General features: G+C 73.0%; 13 protein-coding genes and 1 tRNA gene. 6 read left to right on the forward strand and 8 right to left on the reverse strand.

The annotated features are described in order from the left end of the window. Positions 1-110 precede the first annotated feature (110 nt). From IO40_RS0111905 to sp36, 4 genes are all read right to left on the reverse strand, one after another. Positions 111-941 (reverse strand): MBL fold metallo-hydrolase, encoded by an 831-nt coding sequence (locus tag IO40_RS0111905; protein WP_016473041.1) that lies wholly within the window; start codon positions 939-941, stop codon positions 111-113. Beyond that, positions 938-1,885 (reverse strand): NUDIX hydrolase, encoded by a 948-nt coding sequence (locus IO40_RS0111910; RefSeq protein ID WP_016473042.1) that lies wholly within the window; start codon positions 1,883-1,885, stop codon positions 938-940. Before IO40_RS0111910 ends, IO40_RS0111905 begins: the two co-directional genes overlap by 4 nt. Before the next feature lie 474 nt (positions 1,886-2,359). After that, the gene (locus tag IO40_RS0111915; RefSeq protein WP_016473043.1) at positions 2,360-2,824 is read right to left on the reverse strand and encodes a RidA family protein; all 465 of its coding nucleotides are present in this window, start codon (positions 2,822-2,824) and stop codon (positions 2,360-2,362) included. Beyond that, the gene (gene sp36 / locus IO40_RS36885) at positions 2,821-2,982 is read right to left on the reverse strand and encodes a Sp36 family protein (protein WP_003975360.1); all 162 of its coding nucleotides are present in this window, start codon (positions 2,980-2,982) and stop codon (positions 2,821-2,823) included. The genes IO40_RS0111915 and sp36 overlap by 4 nt, the downstream gene beginning before the upstream one ends. Positions 2,983-3,203: 221 nt before the next feature. Here sp36 and bagA point away from each other — a divergent pair, with 221 nt between their 5' ends. Both bagA and bagB read left to right on the forward strand, forming a co-directional pair. Then, positions 3,204-4,271 carry an ATPase BagA gene (gene bagA / locus IO40_RS0111925; RefSeq protein ID WP_033229631.1) on the forward strand — a complete coding sequence of 356 codons (1,068 nt, stop codon included), beginning with the start codon at positions 3,204-3,206 and terminating at the stop codon, positions 4,269-4,271. 23 nt (positions 4,272-4,294) lie between these two features. Beyond that, on the forward strand, positions 4,295-6,031 hold the full coding sequence (gene bagB, locus IO40_RS0111930) for an ATPase BagB (RefSeq protein ID WP_234335600.1): 1,737 nt from the start codon (positions 4,295-4,297) through the stop codon (positions 6,029-6,031). A gap of 613 nt (positions 6,032-6,644) precedes the next feature. Here bagB and IO40_RS0111935 read toward each other — a convergent pair. Continuing rightward, positions 6,645-6,998, reverse strand: coding sequence for a WhiB family transcriptional regulator (locus IO40_RS0111935; protein WP_030407678.1), 354 nt, complete (start codon positions 6,996-6,998; stop codon positions 6,645-6,647). Positions 6,999-7,405: 407 nt separating this feature from the next. Here IO40_RS0111935 and IO40_RS0111940 point away from each other — a divergent pair, with 407 nt between their 5' ends. Beyond that, the gene (locus IO40_RS0111940) at positions 7,406-9,727 is read left to right on the forward strand and encodes a transglycosylase domain-containing protein (RefSeq protein ID WP_016473047.1); all 2,322 of its coding nucleotides are present in this window, start codon (positions 7,406-7,408) and stop codon (positions 9,725-9,727) included. A 324-nt stretch (positions 9,728-10,051) separates the two neighbouring features. Here the strand turns inward: IO40_RS0111940 and IO40_RS0111945 are convergent, their stop codons facing one another. Then, positions 10,052-10,519, reverse strand: coding sequence for a GatB/YqeY domain-containing protein (locus tag IO40_RS0111945; protein ID WP_016473048.1), 468 nt, complete (start codon positions 10,517-10,519; stop codon positions 10,052-10,054). 161 nt (positions 10,520-10,680) lie between these two features. Here IO40_RS0111945 and IO40_RS0111950 point away from each other — a divergent pair, with 161 nt between their 5' ends. Continuing rightward, positions 10,681-11,625 carry a metallophosphoesterase gene (locus IO40_RS0111950; RefSeq protein ID WP_016473049.1) on the forward strand — a complete coding sequence of 315 codons (945 nt, stop codon included), beginning with the start codon at positions 10,681-10,683 and terminating at the stop codon, positions 11,623-11,625. 63 nt (positions 11,626-11,688) lie between these two features. Beyond that, a tRNA-Pro gene (locus IO40_RS0111955) sits at positions 11,689-11,762 on the forward strand. Between the two features lie 230 nt (positions 11,763-11,992). Here the strand turns inward: IO40_RS0111955 and IO40_RS0111960 are convergent. Beyond that, positions 11,993-12,697, reverse strand: coding sequence for a restriction endonuclease (locus IO40_RS0111960; protein ID WP_078659789.1), 705 nt, complete (start codon positions 12,695-12,697; stop codon positions 11,993-11,995). Between the two features lie 235 nt (positions 12,698-12,932). Here IO40_RS0111960 and IO40_RS0111965 point away from each other — a divergent pair, with 235 nt between their 5' ends. Continuing rightward, positions 12,933-14,189, forward strand: coding sequence for an FAD-dependent monooxygenase (locus tag IO40_RS0111965; RefSeq protein ID WP_033229838.1), 1,257 nt, complete (start codon positions 12,933-12,935; stop codon positions 14,187-14,189). A gap of 534 nt (positions 14,190-14,723) precedes the next feature. On the opposite strand, the gene cobN is transcribed toward IO40_RS0111965, so the two are convergent. Then, positions 14,724-18,677 (reverse strand): cobaltochelatase subunit CobN, encoded by a 3,954-nt coding sequence (gene cobN / locus IO40_RS0111970; RefSeq protein WP_031175388.1) that lies wholly within the window; start codon positions 18,675-18,677, stop codon positions 14,724-14,726. Between the last annotated feature and the right edge of the window lie 23 nt (positions 18,678-18,700).

An 18,700-nucleotide genomic window follows, 5' to 3' on the forward strand; every position in this document is an offset into this window, starting at 1 on the left:
ATGGAGGGCGCCCCTTACCCATGCCCGCCGGGCCTGTACGCCCGTACCGGGGAACCCCGGCCCGTACCCGCGTGCGGCACCGGCCGGCCGCGCGCAGGTCACCCTGCGGGTCATGCCGCCCCGCGCTGCGCCAGGTAGTCCAGCTGGGCCCGCACCGACAGCTCGGCGGCCGGCCACAGCGTCCGGTCCACATCCGCGTACACATGGGCCACGACCTCGGGCGCCGTCCGGTGCCCCGCCCGTACGGCCGCCTCGACCTGCGCGAGCCGCTGCGCACGGTGTGCCAGGTAGTGGTCGATGGCGCCCTGCGCGTCGGCGAGCACGGGCCCGTGGCCCGGCAGTACGTGGCTGACGCCGTCGTCCACCGTCAGGGACCGCAGGGCGCGCAGCGAGTCGAGGTAGTCGCCCAGCCGCCCGTCCGGGTGGGCGACGACCGTGGTGCCGCGGCCCAGCACGGTGTCCCCGGTCAGCACGGCGGCGTCCGCCGGCAGGTGGAAGGAGAGCGAGTCCGCGGTGTGCCCGGGAGTGGGTACGACCCGCAGCTCCAGCCCGCCCGTGGTGATCACGTCTCCGGCCCCGAGCCCCTCCTCGCCCAGCCGCAGCGCCGGGTCGAGCGCGCGGACGGGAGAGCCCGTCAGCTCGGCGAACCGGGCTGCGCCCTCCGCGTGATCCGGGTGGCCGTGGGTGAGCAGCGTGAGGGCGACCCGTTTGCCGAGCCGTTCGGCCGTGGCGACGACATTGCGCAGGTGGGCGTCGTCCAGCGGGCCGGGGTCGATGACGACGGCCACCGCGGCGTCGGGCTCGGCGACGATCCAGGTGTTGGTGCCGTCCAGCGTCATGGGCGATGGGTTGGGGGCCAGCACACAGAGGGCGCGCGCGGTGGCCGGGCCACCGATGGGGCCGCCTCGTGGCTGTCCGGGCAGTGCTGCGGCGTCGGTCATGCGGGGTCGATCCTCTTGGTGAACTCGTCGTGTCCCGGCCAGCTGAGTTCGATCCGGCCGTCGTCGTCCAGCCGGGCGCGGGCGATCACCGGCGTCAGGTCCCGCCCGGCGGCAGCCGCCAGGGTGTCCACCACCGTGGCGTACGGCGCCAGCCCGCGCAGCGTGGCAATGGTGGGCGGCATCATCAGCAGCTCACCCCGGTCGTAGCCGGCGGCGGCTTCGGCGGGGCGTACCCAGACCGTGCGGTCGGCCTCGGTGGAGGCGTTGCGGGTGCGCTGTCCCACGGGGAGCGCCGCCACGAAGAAGTACGTGTCGTAGCGCCTGGTCTCGAACTCGGGCGTGATCCAGCGTGCCCACGCCCCCAGCAGATCACCGCGGAGCACCAGGCCCCTGCGGTCGAGGAAGTCGGCGAAGGACAGCTCACGGGCGACCAGCGCGGCACGGTCGGCCTCCCAGTCGTCCCCCGTGGTGTCGGCCACCACGGACTCCGGGTCGGGCCCGGCCAGCAGCACCCCCGACTCCTCGAAGGTCTCCCGGACGGCGGCGCTCACGATCGACCGCGCGCTCGCCTCGTCGGTGCCCAGCCGCTGGGCCCACTCCCCGGACGTCGGCCCCGCGCCGTCCGTACCGCGGGCGTCCCGCGGATCGACGGAGCCGCCGGGGTAGGCGTACGCGCCGCCCGCGAACGCCATCGAAGTGCGCCGCCGCAGCATGTGGACCGCGGGGCCCCGAGGGGTGTCCCGCAGCAGCATGACGGTGGCGGCGGTGCGCGGCGTCACGGGGGTCAGCTCCCCGGCGGCCAGCGCCCGGATGCGCTCGGGCCACTCGGGCGGGAACCACTGGCCGTCCGAGACGGAGGACGAGTTGGGGGACGGTGCGTTCTGGGACGCCGGGGACGGCGGGGGTGAGGAGGGTGGGGGCGGGGACGAGGGGGAGGACGGCATGGCCGGATGCTACGACCCGCCGCCCCGATGTTCGAGAGGCCGCAGTGCGAATGCCGCCACACCGGCGGCCCCGGCACCCGCCCACAACCGCCGGTCCTGGCCCGACACCGGCCACCGGTCTGGCCGGACACTGACCGCCGGTCCTGGCCGGACGGCAACCACCGGTTCCACCCGGACAACAACTGCCGGCCCCACTCGGACAACAGCCGCCGGTCCCTGCCCGACCACAACGACAGACCCCCTGCCGGGACACCGGCAGACCCCGCCCGGGCAATGACAGGCGCCGCCCTGACACCGAGCAGTCCCGGCCTGGGGCACCAGGCGGGCCCGGCCGGGTACCAAGCAGGCCAGGCCCCGGCACCAAGTGGACCCGGCCCGACGCCGACGGGCCGCCCCGCCCCGTCCGCACCCGCACCGGCCGCACCCGTACCGGCCGGGCGCCGCCGACGGGGCCCGGCCCGGGGCGGAGGTGGTTCAGTCGGCCAGCTCGACCTGGAGCTCGACCTCGACGGGCGCGTCCAGCGGCAGCACGGCCACGCCGACCGCGCTGCGGGCGTGCACGCCCTTGTCACCCAGCACCTCGCCGAGCAGCTCGCTGGCGCCGTTGATGACGCCCGGCTGGCCGGTGAAGTCCGGGGCCGACGCGACGAAACCGGTGACCTTCACGACGCGTGCGACGCGGTCGAGGTCACCGGCGACGGACTTAACGGCCGCCAGCGCGTTGAGCGCCGCCGTACGCGCCAGGTCCTTCGCCTCCTCGGGCGTCACCTCCGCGCCGACCTTCCCCGTCGTCGGCAGCGTGCCCGACACCAGCGGCAGCTGGCCCGCGGTGTAGACGTACGGTCCGGTGCGCAGCGCGGGGACGTACGCGCCCGCCGGGGTGGCGGTCTCGGGGAGGGTCAGCCCCAGCTCGGCGAGCTTCTCCTCGACGGCGCTCACGCCTGCTTCTCCCGCTTGAGGTAGGCCACGAGCTGCTCGGGGTTGTTGGGGCCCGGCACGACCTGGACGAGCTCCCACCCGTCCTCGCCCCAGGTGTCCAGGATCTGCTTGGTCGCGTGCACGAGGAGCGGCACGGTTGCGTATTCCCACTTCGTCATGGGAGAGACCCTAACGAACCGCGCGCCACCCGCAGACGGCCCCGCAGGACGGCTGCCGCCAAGGAGGGACACGCGCTCCCCAGGAGGGTCACGCGCACCGGCGACCTGCCGGGACCGTCCCGCGCCCGGCCACCGTCCCCCACCGGCCGACCCGGCCGTCCCCACCGGCTGTCCCCGGCCGGGTCTCGCCGGTCCCGGACGGAAGAATTAGGCTCCCAGCCGTGAGCAGGCTTCACGTAGTGACCGGCAAGGGCGGCACCGGCAAGACGACGGTCGCCGCCGCGCTCGCGCTGGCGCTCGCGTCGGGCGGGCGGCGCACGCTGCTCGTAGAGGTGGAGGGCCGCCAGGGCATCGCACAGCTCTTCGAGACGGAGCCGCTGCCCTACGAGGAGCGCAAGATCGCCGTCGCGCACGGCGGCGGCGAGGTGTACGCGCTGGCCATCGACGCCGAGCGGGCCCTGCTCGACTACCTCCAGATGTTCTACAAGCTGGGCAGCGCGGGGCGCGCCCTCAAACGGCTGGGGGCCATCGACTTCGCGACCACCATCGCCCCCGGCCTGCGGGACGTCCTGCTGACCGGCAAGGCGTGCGAGGCGGTACGCCGCCGGGACAAGCGGCAGCGTCCCGTCTACGACGCCGTGGTGATGGACGCCCCGCCCACGGGCCGCATCACCCGGTTCCTCGGCGTCAACGAGGAGGTGGCCGGGCTGGCGAAGGTCGGTCCCGTCCACAATCAGGCGCAGGCGGTGATGCGCGTCCTCAAGTCCCCGGAGACGGCGGTGCACCTGGTGACGCTGCTGGAGGAGATGCCGGTCCAGGAGACGGTGGACGGCATCGCCGAGCTGCGGGCCGCCGGGCTCCCGGCGACGTCCGTGGTGGTGAACATGGTCCACCCCGGGCTGCCCGGGGAGGAGCAGCTGCTGACTGCGGACCGGCGCACGGAAGAGATCGCGCGCGCCTTCTCCCGTGCCGGGCTCGGGGGCGCACGGCGCGGAGGGGGCGCGCAACAGCTCGTCGCGCCCCTGCTGGCGCAGGGCAGGGAGCACGCCGGTCGCGTCGAGCTGGAACGCGGACTGCGCGCCGAGCTGCGCGCCCAGGGCCTCCCCGTACGGGAACTCGGCCTGCTCAGCGAGGGCGTCGAACTGGCCGGCCTGTACGGGCTGGCCACGGCGCTGCGCCGCCAATGGCATCCCGGCCCCGACGCGGACGGGGGCACCGGCGGAGCCGACGGACCTGCCGGGTCTGACGGGACTGACGGGTCTGACGGCACGGACGGGAAGCACGCGTGACAGCGGGAGAAGGAGAGACCTCCATGGGCACGCCCCGGGACGCCCACCCGGCAGCTGACACCGCACACCCGCACGGCACCGACAGCACGGCCGACGGCACACCGGACGACCACCCCCCGGCATCGAACACCCCGGCACCGGACGTGCCGGCCTCGCGCGGGACGGCCCCGGGCGCTCCGCTCCCGGACGCCCTGGCTTCCGACACCCTGGCTTCCGACGCCCTGGCCCCGGACGTCCTGGAGGTCGACCCGCTGCTGGACGACCCGGCGACGCGGATCGTCGTCTGCTGCGGCTCGGGCGGCGTCGGGAAGACGACCACCGCCGCCGCCCTCGGTCTGCGCGCCGCCGAGCGCGGACGGCGGACCGTCGTCCTGACCATCGACCCCGCACGCCGGCTCGCCCAGTCGATGGGCCTGTCCGAACTGGACAACACCCCGCGCCGGGTGCCGGGCATCGACACCTCGGCGGGCGGCGAACTGCACGCCATGATGCTCGACATGAAGCGGACGTTCGACGAGATCGTCGAGGCGCACGCCGACCCCGCGCGGGCCCGCGCGATCCTGGAGAACCCCTTCTACCAGTCGCTGTCCGCCGGGTTCGCCGGTACGCAGGAGTACATGGCGATGGAGAAGCTCGGCCAGCTGCGGGCCGGCGGCGAGTGGGACCTGATCGTCGTGGACACCCCGCCCTCCCGCTCCGCGCTGGACTTCCTGGACGCGCCCAAGCGGCTCGGTTCCTTCCTGGACGGCAGGTTCATCAAACTGCTGACCGCTCCCGCGAAGGTCGGCGGCCGGGCGGGGATGAAAGTCGTGAACCTCGGCATGGCCGGCCTGTCCATGTTCACCGGCGCCCTCGACAAACTGCTGGGCGCGGGCCTGCTGCGGGACGTGCAGACGTTCGTGGCCGCCATGGACACCATGTTCGGCGGCTTCCGCACCCGCGCGGATGCCACCTACCGGCTGCTCCAGGCTCCCGGCACGGCCTTCCTCGTCGTCGCCGCACCGGAACGTGACGCGCTGCGGGAGGCCGCGTACTTCGTGAAGCGCCTGGCCGACGACCGGATGCCGCTCGCCGGACTGGTCCTCAACCGGATGCACACCAGCGCGGCGGCCGGGCTGAGCGCCGAGCGGGCACTGGCCGCCGCGGAAAATCTTGCGGACGGCGGCATTGTGGATCGTCCGCAGGGGAAGAGTGACAAGCGGAGCGCTCCAGCGGCCGGCTCCGTGGCTCCCGAGGACGGCTCCCCCTTCCCGGACCCCACGACGCACACCGGCTCAGCGAGGACCATCACCACCATCGGGGGGAACAGGACACAACAGCGAACGATCCCTGACGCGCGGTCGGGCGCGGAGGCACGCCCGGCCGCGGAGGCGGACGCGCCCGCAAGCGCGTCCGCCGAAACCCGCGCCACCGACGCCCCAAACGTCCCGGACGCCACCGCCACGGCTGACGCGGCCGATGCGACCGGCGCATCCGACGCGGACCGTGTGCCTGACCGCCGGCCTGTCGATGACAGTGACGGTGACATCGACGAACTGGCGGCCGGGCTGCTGCGGCTGCACGCCGAGCGCATGCGCCTGCTGGCGCGCGAACGCCGTACGCGGGACCGCTTCACGGCGCTGCACCCGGACGTCCCGGTCGCGGAGGTGGCGGCCCTGGCCGACGACGTGCACGACCTGGAGGGTCTGCGCACCATCGGCGAACGCCTCGCCGACCAGCGTGCGTCCGCACCGCGGGCCCCGCGCCGGTCCGGCGAGTGACCGGCGCAACCGACCTCCCCCAGGACCGAGGTCGCGAGCGACCGGGGTGACCGGGGCGGCACGCTGACCGGCTGCTGACCATGCCGGGACGACCGGCCGACCGGGGCCGTCCGACACATCCGCCGGCTCCCACCACCCCGCCGGGCATCACCGCCTGGCGCCGAGGCCTGCGGCGCTCGGCCAGCCGCCAGCATGCCGACGACCGGCGACGGTCGCACCGCACCTGACGGCGCCGCCGCGCGCCCGACCGCCTGCGGCCCGCCACCTCCCGGGCGCAACCCGAGAGGCCCTTCGTCCGTCGGAGCCCGGCTGCAGGACCGTTCCGGCACTCAGCAGGACCGTTCCGGCGGACAGCGGACCCGACCCGGCGGACAGCGCAACCGTCCCGGCGTGCCCGTATCCAGAGGGCTGGTCCCGCAGGACCGTTTCCGCAAGCGCGCGTCACGCCGTCAGGCGACGGCATCAGGTCGCGAACGAAGCGGTGGACGCCCGCCGACAGCAGGGCGCGTCGCGTTCCGGCGCGGACCGGGCGTCGAGACCCACCGCCGGTACCGTGGAACCCGGACCGCAGGACCGGACCGTGGGACCGGCCGGGGCCGGACCGTGGGGCCCGCTACCCGACTGCCGCGTACCGCTGTTCGCGTTCCTCCGCGCCCAGTTCCACATCCACCGGCAGCACCATTCCGCTGCTGCGCTCGTACTCCGACCGCGCGGTCTCCAGGAGGCGTCGCCAGGAGGTGACCGTCGGGCGGCGGCGGAGCAGTGCTCTGCGCTCGCGCTCGGTCATACCTCCCCAGACTCCGAATTCCACGCGGTTGTCCAGTGCGTCCGCGAGACATTCCGTGCGGACCGGGCAGCCCGTGCAGACGGCCTTCGCGCGGTTCTGCGCGGCCCCCTGCACGAACAGTTCGTCCGGATCCGTAGAGCGGCATGCCGCCTGCGCACTCCAGTCTGTAACCCAGCTCATTGCCGGTGCCGTCCTCTCCCGAATCGAGGCTCCCCCACGGCGGCGAACGGCATATTCACCGTTGCCAGTTGAGGACGTTACGGAAGAGCGGTCCGGGCGCAACACCCCCTTCGGGCCCAATCTTGCATGGTCCGATCGGACTATGCGTACCCGGCACATCACCCAACGGAGTGACCCCAGGACAGTGCGGGTGCCAGTGGCGCGGAAGGGAACCGGCTGCCGTCGGGCGTGTCCCGCCCGGGGCCCGGCCCGGGTTGCCGGGTCGTGGCCGTCGACCGGAAACTGTCCGATTCCTGTTCTTCCAGGACCGGCCGGAACTCGTCCGATCGCTGCCCGGGACCGCTGTCCGGCATTTGCCACGCTTCCCGGCGACTTGCTCGGGGGTCGCTCGGCGTAGGCTCTTACCCATGGCTAAGAAGCGGGCGGGCCGCGGCGTCAGCAGGCCCCAGCAGATCGCCAAGTTCGTCGGCGTCAGCGTGCTGGCGGGAACGGTGATGGCCGGGCTCGCGCTGCCCGCCGTCGGCACCCTGGGCCTGGCCGCCAAGGGCACGGTGGAGGGCTTCGACGAGCTGCCGGTCAACCTCAAGCGGCCCCCGCTCAGCCAGCGGACGACGATCCTGGACAACGAGGGCGGCGAGATCGCCAAGGTGTACTCGCGGGACCGCACCGTCGTGGACCTCAAGGACATCTCCCCTTACATGCGCAAGGCGATCGTCGCCATCGAGGACGCCCGCTTCTACAAGCACGGCGCCGTGGACCTCAAGGGCGTACTGCGCGCGCTCAACCGCAATGCCCAGTCGGGACAGGTCTCCCAGGGCGCCTCCACTCTCACGCAGCAGTACGTCAAGAACGTCTTCGTGGAGGAGGCGGGCAACGACCCGGACAAGGTCGCCCAGGCCACCCAGCAGACGATCGGCCGCAAGATCCGCGAACTGAAGTACGCGATCCAGGTCGAGGAGGAGCTGGGCAAGAAGCAGATCCTGGAGAACTACCTCAACATCACCTTCTTCGGGCAGCAGGCGTACGGCGTGGAGGCCGCCTCCCAGCGGTACTTCTCCAAGTCGGCCAAGGACCTGGAACTGGACCAGGCGGCACTGCTCGCGGGCATCGTCCAGTCGCCGTCCCGGTACGACCCGGTGCTGAACGAGGACGAGGCCCTCAAACGGCGCAACGTCGTCCTCGACCGGATGGCCGTCCACCACGACATCACCCGCGCGCAGGCCGCGAAGGCCAAGCGCAAGCCGCTCGGCCTGGACGTCAGCCGGCCCGAGAACGGCTGCATCACCGCCACCATGGGCGCCGGCTTCTTCTGCGACTACGTACGCCAGGTCTTCCTGACCGATCCGGCGTTCGGCAAGACCCGCAAGGCGCGGGCCAAACGCTGGGACCGGGGCGGTCTGACCATCAGGACGACCCTCGACCCCAAGGCCCAGAAGTCGGTCCAGAACTCGATCCGGTCCCATGTGAACGAGTCGGACTCGGTCGCCACCGCCGCGGCGATCGTCGAGCCGGGCACCGGCAAGATCCTGGGCATGGGCCAGTCCCGCCCCTACGGCTTCGACGTCAAGAAGAACGAGACCCAGATAAACCTCTCGGTGGACGAGGACATGGGCGGCGGCGCCGGCTACCAGCCCGGCTCCACCTTCAAGCCGGTGATCGCCGCCGCCGCGCTCGACAAGGGCGTCAGCCCCTACCGCTCGTACCCCTCCCCGTACCGCATGCAGTACCCGTCGCCCGTCGACACCTGCAACGGCAAGTGGAAGGGCAAGGCACCGGTCGAGAACGAGAACTCCACCGAGGTCGGCCCCTACCGGATGAAGGAGGCGACCGCGAAGTCGGTCAACACCTACTTCGTCTCGCTGATAGGGGACACCGGCATCTGCCCGGTGACGACCATGGCGAAGAAGATGGGCATCGAGCGCGCCGACGGGAAGAAGATCGACCAGGTGCCGTCGATCTCCCTCGGCACCCAGGAGATGTCGCCGCTGACGATGGCCGAGGGGTACGCCACCTTCGCCAACCGCGGCGTGCACTGCACCTCCGTCGCCATCGAGTCGATCACCGACGCGCAGGGCAAGAAACTGGACGTGCCCAAGACCTCGTGCAAGCGGGCGATGCGGACCAAGACCGCCGACACGGTCAACTCCCTGCTGCGCGGCGTCGTCGAGGACGGCACCGGCAAGAAGGCGGGCCTGAGCGGACGCGACAGCGCGGGCAAGACGGGTACGACCGACCAGCGGTACGCCGCCTGGTTCGTCGGCTACACCCCGAACATGTCCGGCGCCGTCTGGGTCGGTGACCCCGCGCACCGCACCCGGATGGTCGACATCTCCATCGGTGGCCGCACCTACGACAAGGTCTTCGGCGGTGAGGTCCCCGGCCCCATCTGGCGGGACGCGATGGCAGGCGCGCTGGAGGGCGAGCCGGCACCGGACTTCCACCACGTCAACATCCGGGACGGCGGCAAGAAGTCCCGCACCCCGGCCCACCGCCCGCCCCAGCAGGGCGGCGCCAACGGCGCGACCAACGCCGGGGTCGAACGCCCCGACAACCCCTGGCCCGACGTGACGGTCCCGCCGGACCTGATCGGCGGCGGCGACGGCGGGGGCGGCCACGGCGGACGCCCCGGCGGCATCGGCGGCCTGCCGGGCGGCGGCGGCCTGCCCGGCGGGAACGGCAACGACCACGGAGGCGGCGGCTGGGACGACGCGGGCGGAGCGTGGCCGTGACGGCGGCTGTGACTGTCACGTAGTGGCACGGCCGGGTAGTGGCGGCAGCTGTCCGGTGGCGACGGCCACAGCGTCCGGCAGCGCGACGCAGTAAGGGGCACCCTCCTGGGAGGGTGCCCCTTACATGTCGTAGGCGCGCATCGGCGCACAGGCCGACCGCCGAAAGGGCCGCACACGTGGTGCGGGCTACGGGCTACGGCCGGGTGGTGCGACGGCCAACCAGCGCGCCGGGCCGACCCGGGGGACAGGCCCACCCGGGGATGGCCCCGGCCGAAGGCCGACCAGCCGCAGAGGCGCCCGACCCAGCGGGTGGCCAACGGGTGGTCAGCCGGCGGCGAGGCGCTTCTTCACAGCGGCGGCGACCCGGCCGCCCTCGGCACGGCCGGCGACCTTCGGGGTGACGATCTTCATGACGGCGCCCATGGCCTTCGGCCCCTCGGCACCGCCCGCGCGGGCCTCCGCCACGGCCTCGGCGACCAGCGTCTCCAGCTCCTCGTCGGTCAGCTGCTTGGGCAGGTAGACCGCGAGCACCTCGCCCTCGGCCCGTTCCCGCTCGGCCTGCTCCGGACGTCCCCCGCTCGCGAAGGCCTCCGCCGCCTCGCGCCGCTTCTTCGCCTCGCCGGCGATGACCTTCTGCACCTCGTCGTCGGAGAGCTCGCGCGCGCTGGAGCCGGAGACCTCCTCCTTGGTGATGGCGGCCAGGGTCATCCGGAGGGTGGCGGAACGGAGCTCGTCGCGCTCCTTGATCGCTGCGGTGAGGTCGTCCTGCAGCCGGGACTTGAGCGTGGTCATGAGGTCAGTGTGCCAGGCGCCGGGCGGTGACCGCCCCGGATATCCGCCCCAGGAGGGGCCCGGGCGATGCCGCTCGCCCGACTCCGCTCAAGATCAACGATCCGGCTTCAAGATCGTCCACAGGGACTCCGGGACGTTCCGGGGTCTGCCACCATGGGGCCATGCGCGCGCGTTACCGGATCCCCCTGAAGACAGCCGTCGGCATCACCGCGTTCGGTGCGGCCTGCATCGGATACGCGGCGGGTGTCGAAGCCCGCTCGTTCCGCCTGCGACGGGTGTCCGTACCTGTACTGCCGCCGGGAATGCACCCGCTGCGCGTCCTCCAGATCTCCGACATCCACATGGTGTCCGGCCAGCGCAAGAAGCAGCGGTGGCTGCGCGAGCTGGCGGCCCTGCGGCCCGACTTCGTGATCAACACCGGCGACAACCTGTCGGACCCCGAGGCCGTTCCCGAAGTCCTCGACGCGCTCGGCCCGTTGATGGAGTACCCGGGTGCCTACGTCTTCGGCTCGAACGACTACTACGGGCCCCGGCTGCGCAACCCCGCCAAGTACCTGGCGGAGAAGATCAGCGGCAAGCACGGACTCAACGGCAACCCGCCGGTGGTCGGCGCCGTCCACAACCCGTGGGAGGGCATGCGGGACGCGTTCGACGCCGCCGGCTGGGTCGGCCTCTCAAACACGCGGGGCCGCATCAAGCTGGACGGCGGCCAGGAGATCGCCCTGACCGGCCTGGACGACCCGCACATCAAGCGGGACCGCTACGGCGAGGTCGCCGGCGGCCCGGAGGAGGACGCCGACTTCTCCCTCGCCGTCGTACACGCTCCGTATCTGCGCGTACTCGACGCGTTCACCGCCGACCGCTACCCGCTGATCCTGGCCGGCCACACCCACGGCGGCCAGCTCTGCATCCCCTTCTACGGCGCCCTCGTCACCAACTGCGACCTCGACACCGACCGCGTGAAGGGGCTCTCCACCCACCGCGCGGGCGGCCACGAGTCATATCTGCACGTCAGCGCAGGTTGCGGCACCAACCGCTACACCCCCGTCCGCTTCGCCTGCCCCCCGGAGTCCACCCTCCTCACCCTCCTCCCCCGCCCCTCCTGACCCCCACCCCGGAACCCGATTTCACCTCAGCGCTCCCCTGGGCTAAAGTAGTCCTCGTTGCTTCGGGGTGTAGCGCAGCTTGGCAGCGCGCTTCGTTCGGGACGAAGAGGTCGTGGGTTCAAATCCCGCCACCCCGACTGAAGAAACACCAGGTCAGGGCCTGTCTTCCGGTGAGGAAGGCAGGCCCTGACGTGTATCGGTCGACTGTGGTTGCCGACGGGTCCCCGGCCATCCGCCGGGCCGCCGTCCGGTTGGAAACCGTGTACGCGGTACCGGGGTTGGCCTGCAAGTGCTGCACCAGGGGAGTGCGTGCCGGTGCTCCGAGAATCTCGGGTACCCGGGGCCGGGGGAAGGGGTCGCTGCCCCCTCACTTCCCGTAAGCCTGTTTCCAGCGGGCTCGGTGGTGGAGGTTGCCCTGGCCGGCGCCGTTCACTTCGGTGAGGGACTGCAGGGAGGCTCCGCTGTTCCACAGGCCCAGGTGGTCGCGGTGGACGGCGAGGATTCCGTGTTGGACCGCGAACTTCTCCGAGGGGCGGCTGAAGCGGGTGGTCGTCACGAAGACGGCCAGGTCCGCCCCGAAGTGCACTCTGGCCCCCAGCAGGTCGCGCATCTCGCGGCTCGCGATCGTGCTGGACGGTGTGTAGCGCTTGCACTGGATGACCATGCTGCGGCCGTCCGGGAGGCGGCCGACGACGTCGGCTCCGTTGTCGTGGGAGCCGCCCACCCGGCGTACCTCGGTGCAGCCGTCCCGTCGGCACAGTTGCGCGACCAGTTCCTCGAACTCGGTGCCGGTCATCGCGTCGACCTCGGCCAGGGTCCGGCGCCCGGCGCTGATCCTGTCGGCCTGGCGCCAGCGGCGGTCCTGTTCGCGGGTCAGCCGGTCCTTGCGCCACAGCCACCAGCCGCCCGCGCCCGCGGCGGCCAGCAGTGCCGCGGCCAGGAGGTAGGGCCGGACCTCCGGCCGGAGTGCGGTCAGGAGGACAGCCGTCGCAACGATGGCCGCCGCGGCCGAGCGGCGGCGTGCCGCCTTCCGTCTGCGTGCTGCCGCGCCCCGTCCGCGCCGAGCCGCCATCCGTGTCCCCTCCCCCTCGCCGCCGGTCGAGTACGGCAGTCTCGCCGATGGGGGGCGTCGTGCGTAGGGGGTAAGTCGGCCACTGGCCGGATTCCGGGCGCGGCCCGTTCGTGTCGCCGCCGTCCGGTGGGTGGTGGGTGAGGGCGTGGTCGGGGTGCGTGAACGTACGGGGTGATACGGGCAATATGGGCGTTTGTCTGTGGGTGGTGTTCCGGGTGACGTTCCAGGAGGAATCGTGCGGATCTCTTGTGTCGGTGGTGGGCCCGCGGGGCTGTTCCTCGCGGTGCTGATGAAGCTGCGGGACCCGGCGCACGAGGTCACCGTGTACGAGCGGCGACCGGAGGGCTCGACATACGGGTGGGGTGTCACCTACTGGGCGGGGCTGCTGGAATCGTTGGAGCGGGGCGACCCGGTGTGCGCGGGGGCGATCCGCGAACAGTCGGTGCGGTGGAGTGACGGGACCGCCTTCATCCACGGGGGGACGACCACGCACCGGGGGGACGAGGGGTTCGGGATCGGACGACGGGAGCTGCTGGGCATCCTCACGGAGCGGGCGCGGGGGCTGGGGGTGCGGGTGGAGTTCTCGCACGAGGTCGCGCCGGGGGCGGCCGAGCTGGCGGGGGCGGATCTCGTCGTGGCGAGCGACGGCGTCAACAGCCGGCTGCGGAGTGCGTGGGCGGAGGACTTCGGGCCGCGCCTCACCCGGGGGCGCCATATGTACGCCTGGCTGGGCACCAGCAAAGTGTTCGACTCCTTCACGTTCGCGTTCGAGGAGACGGAGCACGGATGGGTCTGGTGCTACGGCTACAAATACAGCGACGAGCGCAGCACGTTCGTGGTGGAGTGCGGGCCGGACACCTGGCGGGGGCTTGGCCTGGACCGGGCCGGGGAGGCCGAGTCGCTGGAGCTGCTCCAGCGGTTGTTCGTCAAGCCACTGGACGGGCACGCCCTCCTGGCCCGGCCGCCGGCACCGGACGCGGCGGGGCAGCAGGCCGGGGTGCCGTGGCAGAACTTCCGCACCCTCAGCAACCGGACGTGGCACCGGGGCAACGTCGTCCTGCTCGGGGACGCCGCGCACACCACGCACTTCTCGATCGGGGCCGGCACCACGCTGGCGCTGGAGGACGCGCTCGCCCTGGCCGACGCGCTCGACCGGGCGCCGGGGCTGTCCGAGGCGCTGCGCCACTACGAGCGGTCGCGTCGGCCGGCCGTACTGGCCGCGCAGAGCGCCGCCCGCTACAGCGCCCGCTGGTTCGGGAACCTGCCGCGCTACACCCGGCTGCCACCCGAGCAGATGTTCGCCCTGCTGGGGCAGCGGCACTCGCCGCTGCTGCCGTACGTGCCGCCCGCGCTGTACTACCGGGTGGACAGCGCGGTGAACCGGTCCGAGGCGCTGCTGCGGTTCAAGCGCTGGCTGGGCCCGCGTCTCGGCCGCGCCCTGCACCGGGACGGTGACGGTGACGGTGACGGTGATGAGGGTCGCCGGTCGTGAACGGGCACGCCCTGGCGGACCGGGCGGGCGGGTGTGCCCGGTCGGGTAGGGCCCACCACGTCCGGCCGGACGGGATCCACCGGACGAGCCGGATGGAGCCCGCGGTAGCTGACTGCATGGAGCCCGCAGCGGCTGGCCGGAGGGACCCACGGCGTCCGGCCGAACGAACCCCGCGGCCCGCTTGGCCGGACGGGACCGTTCGCGCCTGACCGGACGGGACCGTTCGCGCCTGGCCGAGCGCGTACCGCAGCCGACCGGATGGGACCCGCGGCGACCGGACAGACAGTGCCTGCCGCCGGGCTGGGCGGGCCCCGTAAGCAGCCAGCCGGGATGCCGTGCCGCAGCCGACCGGACGAGACCCGCCGCGAACGGACAGACAGTGCCTGCCGCCGGGCTGGACGGAACCCGTAAGCAGCCAGCCAGGATGCCGTGCCGCAGCCGACCGGACGAGACCCGCCGCGAACGGACAGACAGTGCCTGCCGCCGGGCTGGACGGAACCCGTAAGCGGGTTCCCGGACGGGGCCGGATCGGGCTTACTCGTCCTGTTCCAGTTCGCCTTCCGTCTCCAGGTAGATGCGGCGGAGGGCGTCGAGGGCTTCCGGGTCCGGCTTGGACCACATGCCGCGGGACTCGGCCTCCAGCAGCCGTTCGGCGATGCCGTGCAGCGCCCAGGGGTTGTTCTCCTGGAGGAAGGTGCGCGTGGTGTCGTCCAGGACGTACGCCTCGGTGAGTTTGTCGTACATCCAGTCGGCGACCACGCCGGTGGTGGCGTCGTAGCCGAAGAGGTAGTCGACGGTCGCCGCCAGCTCGAACGCGCCCTTGTAGCCGTGGCGGCGCATCGCCTCGATCCATTTGGGGTTGACGACGCGGGCGCGGAAGACGCGGGACGTCTCCTCCATGAGGGTGCGGGTGCGGACGGTCTCGGGGCGGGTGGAGTCGCCGATGTACGCCTCCGGCGCGGAGCCGCGCAGGGCGCGCACCGTGGCGACCATGCCGCCGTGGTACTGGAAGTAGTCGTCGGAGTCGGCGATGTCGTGCTCGCGGGTGTCGGTGTTCTTGGCGGCCACCGCGATCCGCTTGTACGCCGTCTCCATCTCCTCGCGGGCCGGGCGGCCGTCCAGGTCGCGGCCGTAGGCGTAGCCGCCCCACACCGTGTAGACCTCGGCGAGGTCGGCGTCGGTGCGCCAGTCGCGGGAGTCGATCAGCTGGAGCAGGCCCGCGCCGTAGGTGCCGGGGCGGGAGCCGAAGATCCGGGTGGTGGCCCGGCGTTCGTCGCCGTGCTCGGCCAGGTCCTGCTGGGCGTGGGCGCGTACGTGGTTGACGTCGGCGGGCTCGTCGAGGGACGCGGCCAGCCGGACGGCGTCGTCCAGCAGCGCCACCGCGTGCGGGAACGCGTCCCGGAAGAAGCCCGAGATCCGCAGCGTGACGTCGATACGGGGACGGCCCAGCTCCTCGTACGGGACGGGTTCCAGTCCCGTGACGCGGCGGGACGCCTCGTCCCACACCGGGCGGATGCCCAGCAGCGCCAGCGCCTCGGCGATGTCGTCGCCCGCGGTGCGCATGGCGCTGGTGCCCCACAGGGACAGGCCGACGGAGGTGGGCCAGGTGCCGTTGTCGTCGCGGTACCGCTCCAGGAGGGAGTCGGCGAGGGCCTGGCCCGTCTCCCAGGCGAGACGGGAGGGGACGGCCTTGGGGTCGACGGAGTAGAAGTTGCGGCCCGTCGGCAGCACGTTGACCAGGCCGCGCAGCGGGGAGCCGGAGGGGCCCGCCGGGACGAAACCGCCGGCCAGCGCGTGCACCGTGTGGTCCAGCTCGGCGGTGGTGGCCGCCAGCCGCGGCACCACCTCGCGGGCGGCGAAGTCGAGGATCTGCGCCACCTGCTCCGGGTGGCCGGCGGCGACGCGGGGCACCGCCTCCGGGTCCCAGTCGGCCTCCTCCATCGCCTCGGCCAGCTCCCGCGCCGTCGCCTCGGCCGCGTCGGAGGCCGTACGGGTCGCCGCCGACTCGTCCAGTCCGAGGGCCTCCCGCAGACCCGGCAGGGTACGCGTGCCGCCCCAGATCTGGCGGGCGCGCAGGATCGCCAGGACGAGGTTGACCCGGTCCGCGCCGGTGGGCGCCGCGCCCAGCACGTGCAGCCCGTCGCGGATCTGCGCGTCCTTCACCTCGCACAGCCAGCCGTCCACGTGCAGCAGGAAGTCGTCGAAGCCCTCGTCGTCCGGGCGCTCCTCCAGACCCAGGTCGTGGTCCAGCTTCGCCGCCTGGATGAGGGTCCAGATCTGTGCGCGGATCGCCGGCAGCTTCGCCGGGTCCATGGAGCTGATCTGCGCGTACTCGTCCAGCAGCTGTTCCAGCCGGGCGATGTCCCCGTAGGAGTCGGCCCGCGCCATCGGCGGCACCAGATGGTCCACCAGCGTGGCGTGCACCCGGCGCTTGGCCTGGGTGCCCTCGCCCGGGTCGTTGACCAGGAACGGGTAGACCAGCGGCAGGTCGCCCAGCGCGGCGTCGGGCGCGCACGCCGCCGACAGGCCCGCGTTCTTGCCGGGCAGCCACTCCAGGTTGCCGTGCTTGCCCAGGTGGATCATCGCGTCGGCGCCGAAACCGCCGTCCTCGCGGGGCGTGGCGATCCAGCGGTAGGCGGCCAGATAGTGGTGCGAGGGCGGCAGGTCCGGGTCGTGGTAGATGGCGATCGGGTTCTCGCCGAAGCCGCGCGGCGGCTGGATGAGGATCAGCAGGTTGCCGCGGCGCAGTGCCGCCAGGACGATGTCGCCCTCCGGGTTGCGGCTGCGGTCGACGAACATCTCGCCGGGCGGCGGCCCCCAGTGCTCCTCCACCGCGTCGCGCAGCTCCTGCGGCAGCGTGGCGTACCAGCGGCGGTAGTCGGCTGCCGGGATGCGGACCGGGTTCTTGGCGAGCTGTTCCTCGGTGAGCCACTCCTGGTCGTGGCCGCCGGCCTCGATCAGGGCCCGGATGAGGGCGTCGCCGTCGTGCTCGCCGACGGCGGCGGTCTCGGAGCCGTCGTTCTCGTCGGCGGCCCCGGAGCCGTCGTTGCCGGCGGTCTGCCCGCCGTCGTCAGCGGTCCGCCCAGCGTTGCCGGCGGGGCCCGTGAGGCCCGGGATGTCCTCGGGCGGGCCGAAGTCGTAGCCCTCCGCCCGCAGCCGGCGCAGCAGGGCCATGGCGCTTGCGGGGGTGTCGAGACCGACGGCGTTGCCGATGCGGGAGTGCTTGGTCGGGTAGGCGGACAGCACGAGCGCCAGCCGCTTCTCGGCGGCCGGGATGTGCCGCAGCCGCGCGTGCCGGACGGCGATGCCCGCGACCCGCGCCGTCCGCTCCGGGTCGGCGACGTACGACGGCAGACCGTCGGCGTCGATCTCCTTGAAGGAGAACGGAACGGTGATCAGACGGCCGTCGAACTCCGGCACCGCGATCTGGCTGGCCGCGTCCAGCGGGGAGACGCCCTCGTCGTTGCGCTCCCAGTCGGCGCGGGGCGCGGTCAGGCACAGCGCCTGGATGATCGGTACGTCGAGTCGGGTGAGGGCGCCCGCGTCCCACGCCTCGTCGTCGCCGCCGGCCCCGGCCTGGGCCGGTGCCGTCCCGCCGGCGCCGCCCGCCGCCAGCACGGTGGTGACGATCGTGTCGGCAGCGCGCAGCGCCTCGACGAGTTCGGGCTCCGGGGTGCGCAGCGAGGCCACGTACAGCGGCAGCGGCCGGCCGCCGGCCTCCTCGATCGCGTCGCACAACGCCGCCGCGAACGCGGTGTTGCCGCTCATGTGGTGCGCCCGGTAGTAGAGCACCGCAACGGTGGGCGCATCGTCCGGGAGGGATTCCGCCTGCTGGCCCGGGCGCCGCTCCAGCGGGCCCCAGGACGGTGCCGGGGCCGGGGGCTCGAAGCCGTGGCCCGTCAGCAGGACGGTGTCGGACAGGAACCGGGCCAGCTGGGTGAGGTTCGCCGGGCCGCCGTGCGCCAGGTAGGCGTGGGCCTCCGCCGCCACCCCGATCGGCACCGTGGACGCCGCCATCAACTGGGCGTCCGGGGCCTGTTCGCCGGTCAGCACCACGAGGGGGCGGTGTGCGTCGGCGCGCAGCAGGTCGATGCCCTGCTGCCAGGCCCGGATGCCGCCGAGGAGGCGGACGACCACCAGATCGACGCCCTCCAGCAGCGCGTCGAGCTGCTCGGCGAGGGCGTCCTCGGGGATGCGGCTCGGGTTGGCGTACCGGTAGGTGATGGGGGCGGGGGCCGTGTCGGTGCCGGCGGCGCTGTGTGTGGTCTCGGCGCCGTCGGTGCTCGCGGGGTTCGCTGCGGTCTCGGTGCCGTCGGCGACTGTGCCGTCGGCGGCTTCTGTGGCGTTCGACGCATGGGCGGCATGAGCCGCATGGGCCGCGTTCGCCGCGCGGGCGCTGAGCAGGTCCGTGTCGGAGGTCGAGAGGAGGAGGATCACCCGGGGGGTGTCGTCACCCTGGGCGGCGGCGTCGCGTGACGAAAGCGGCATGCTGCGGTCGGCCCTTCCTCGGG

Source organism: Streptomyces albus subsp. albus, assembly GCF_000725885.1.
Lineage (GTDB): Bacteria > Actinomycetota > Actinomycetes > Streptomycetales > Streptomycetaceae > Streptomyces > Streptomyces albus.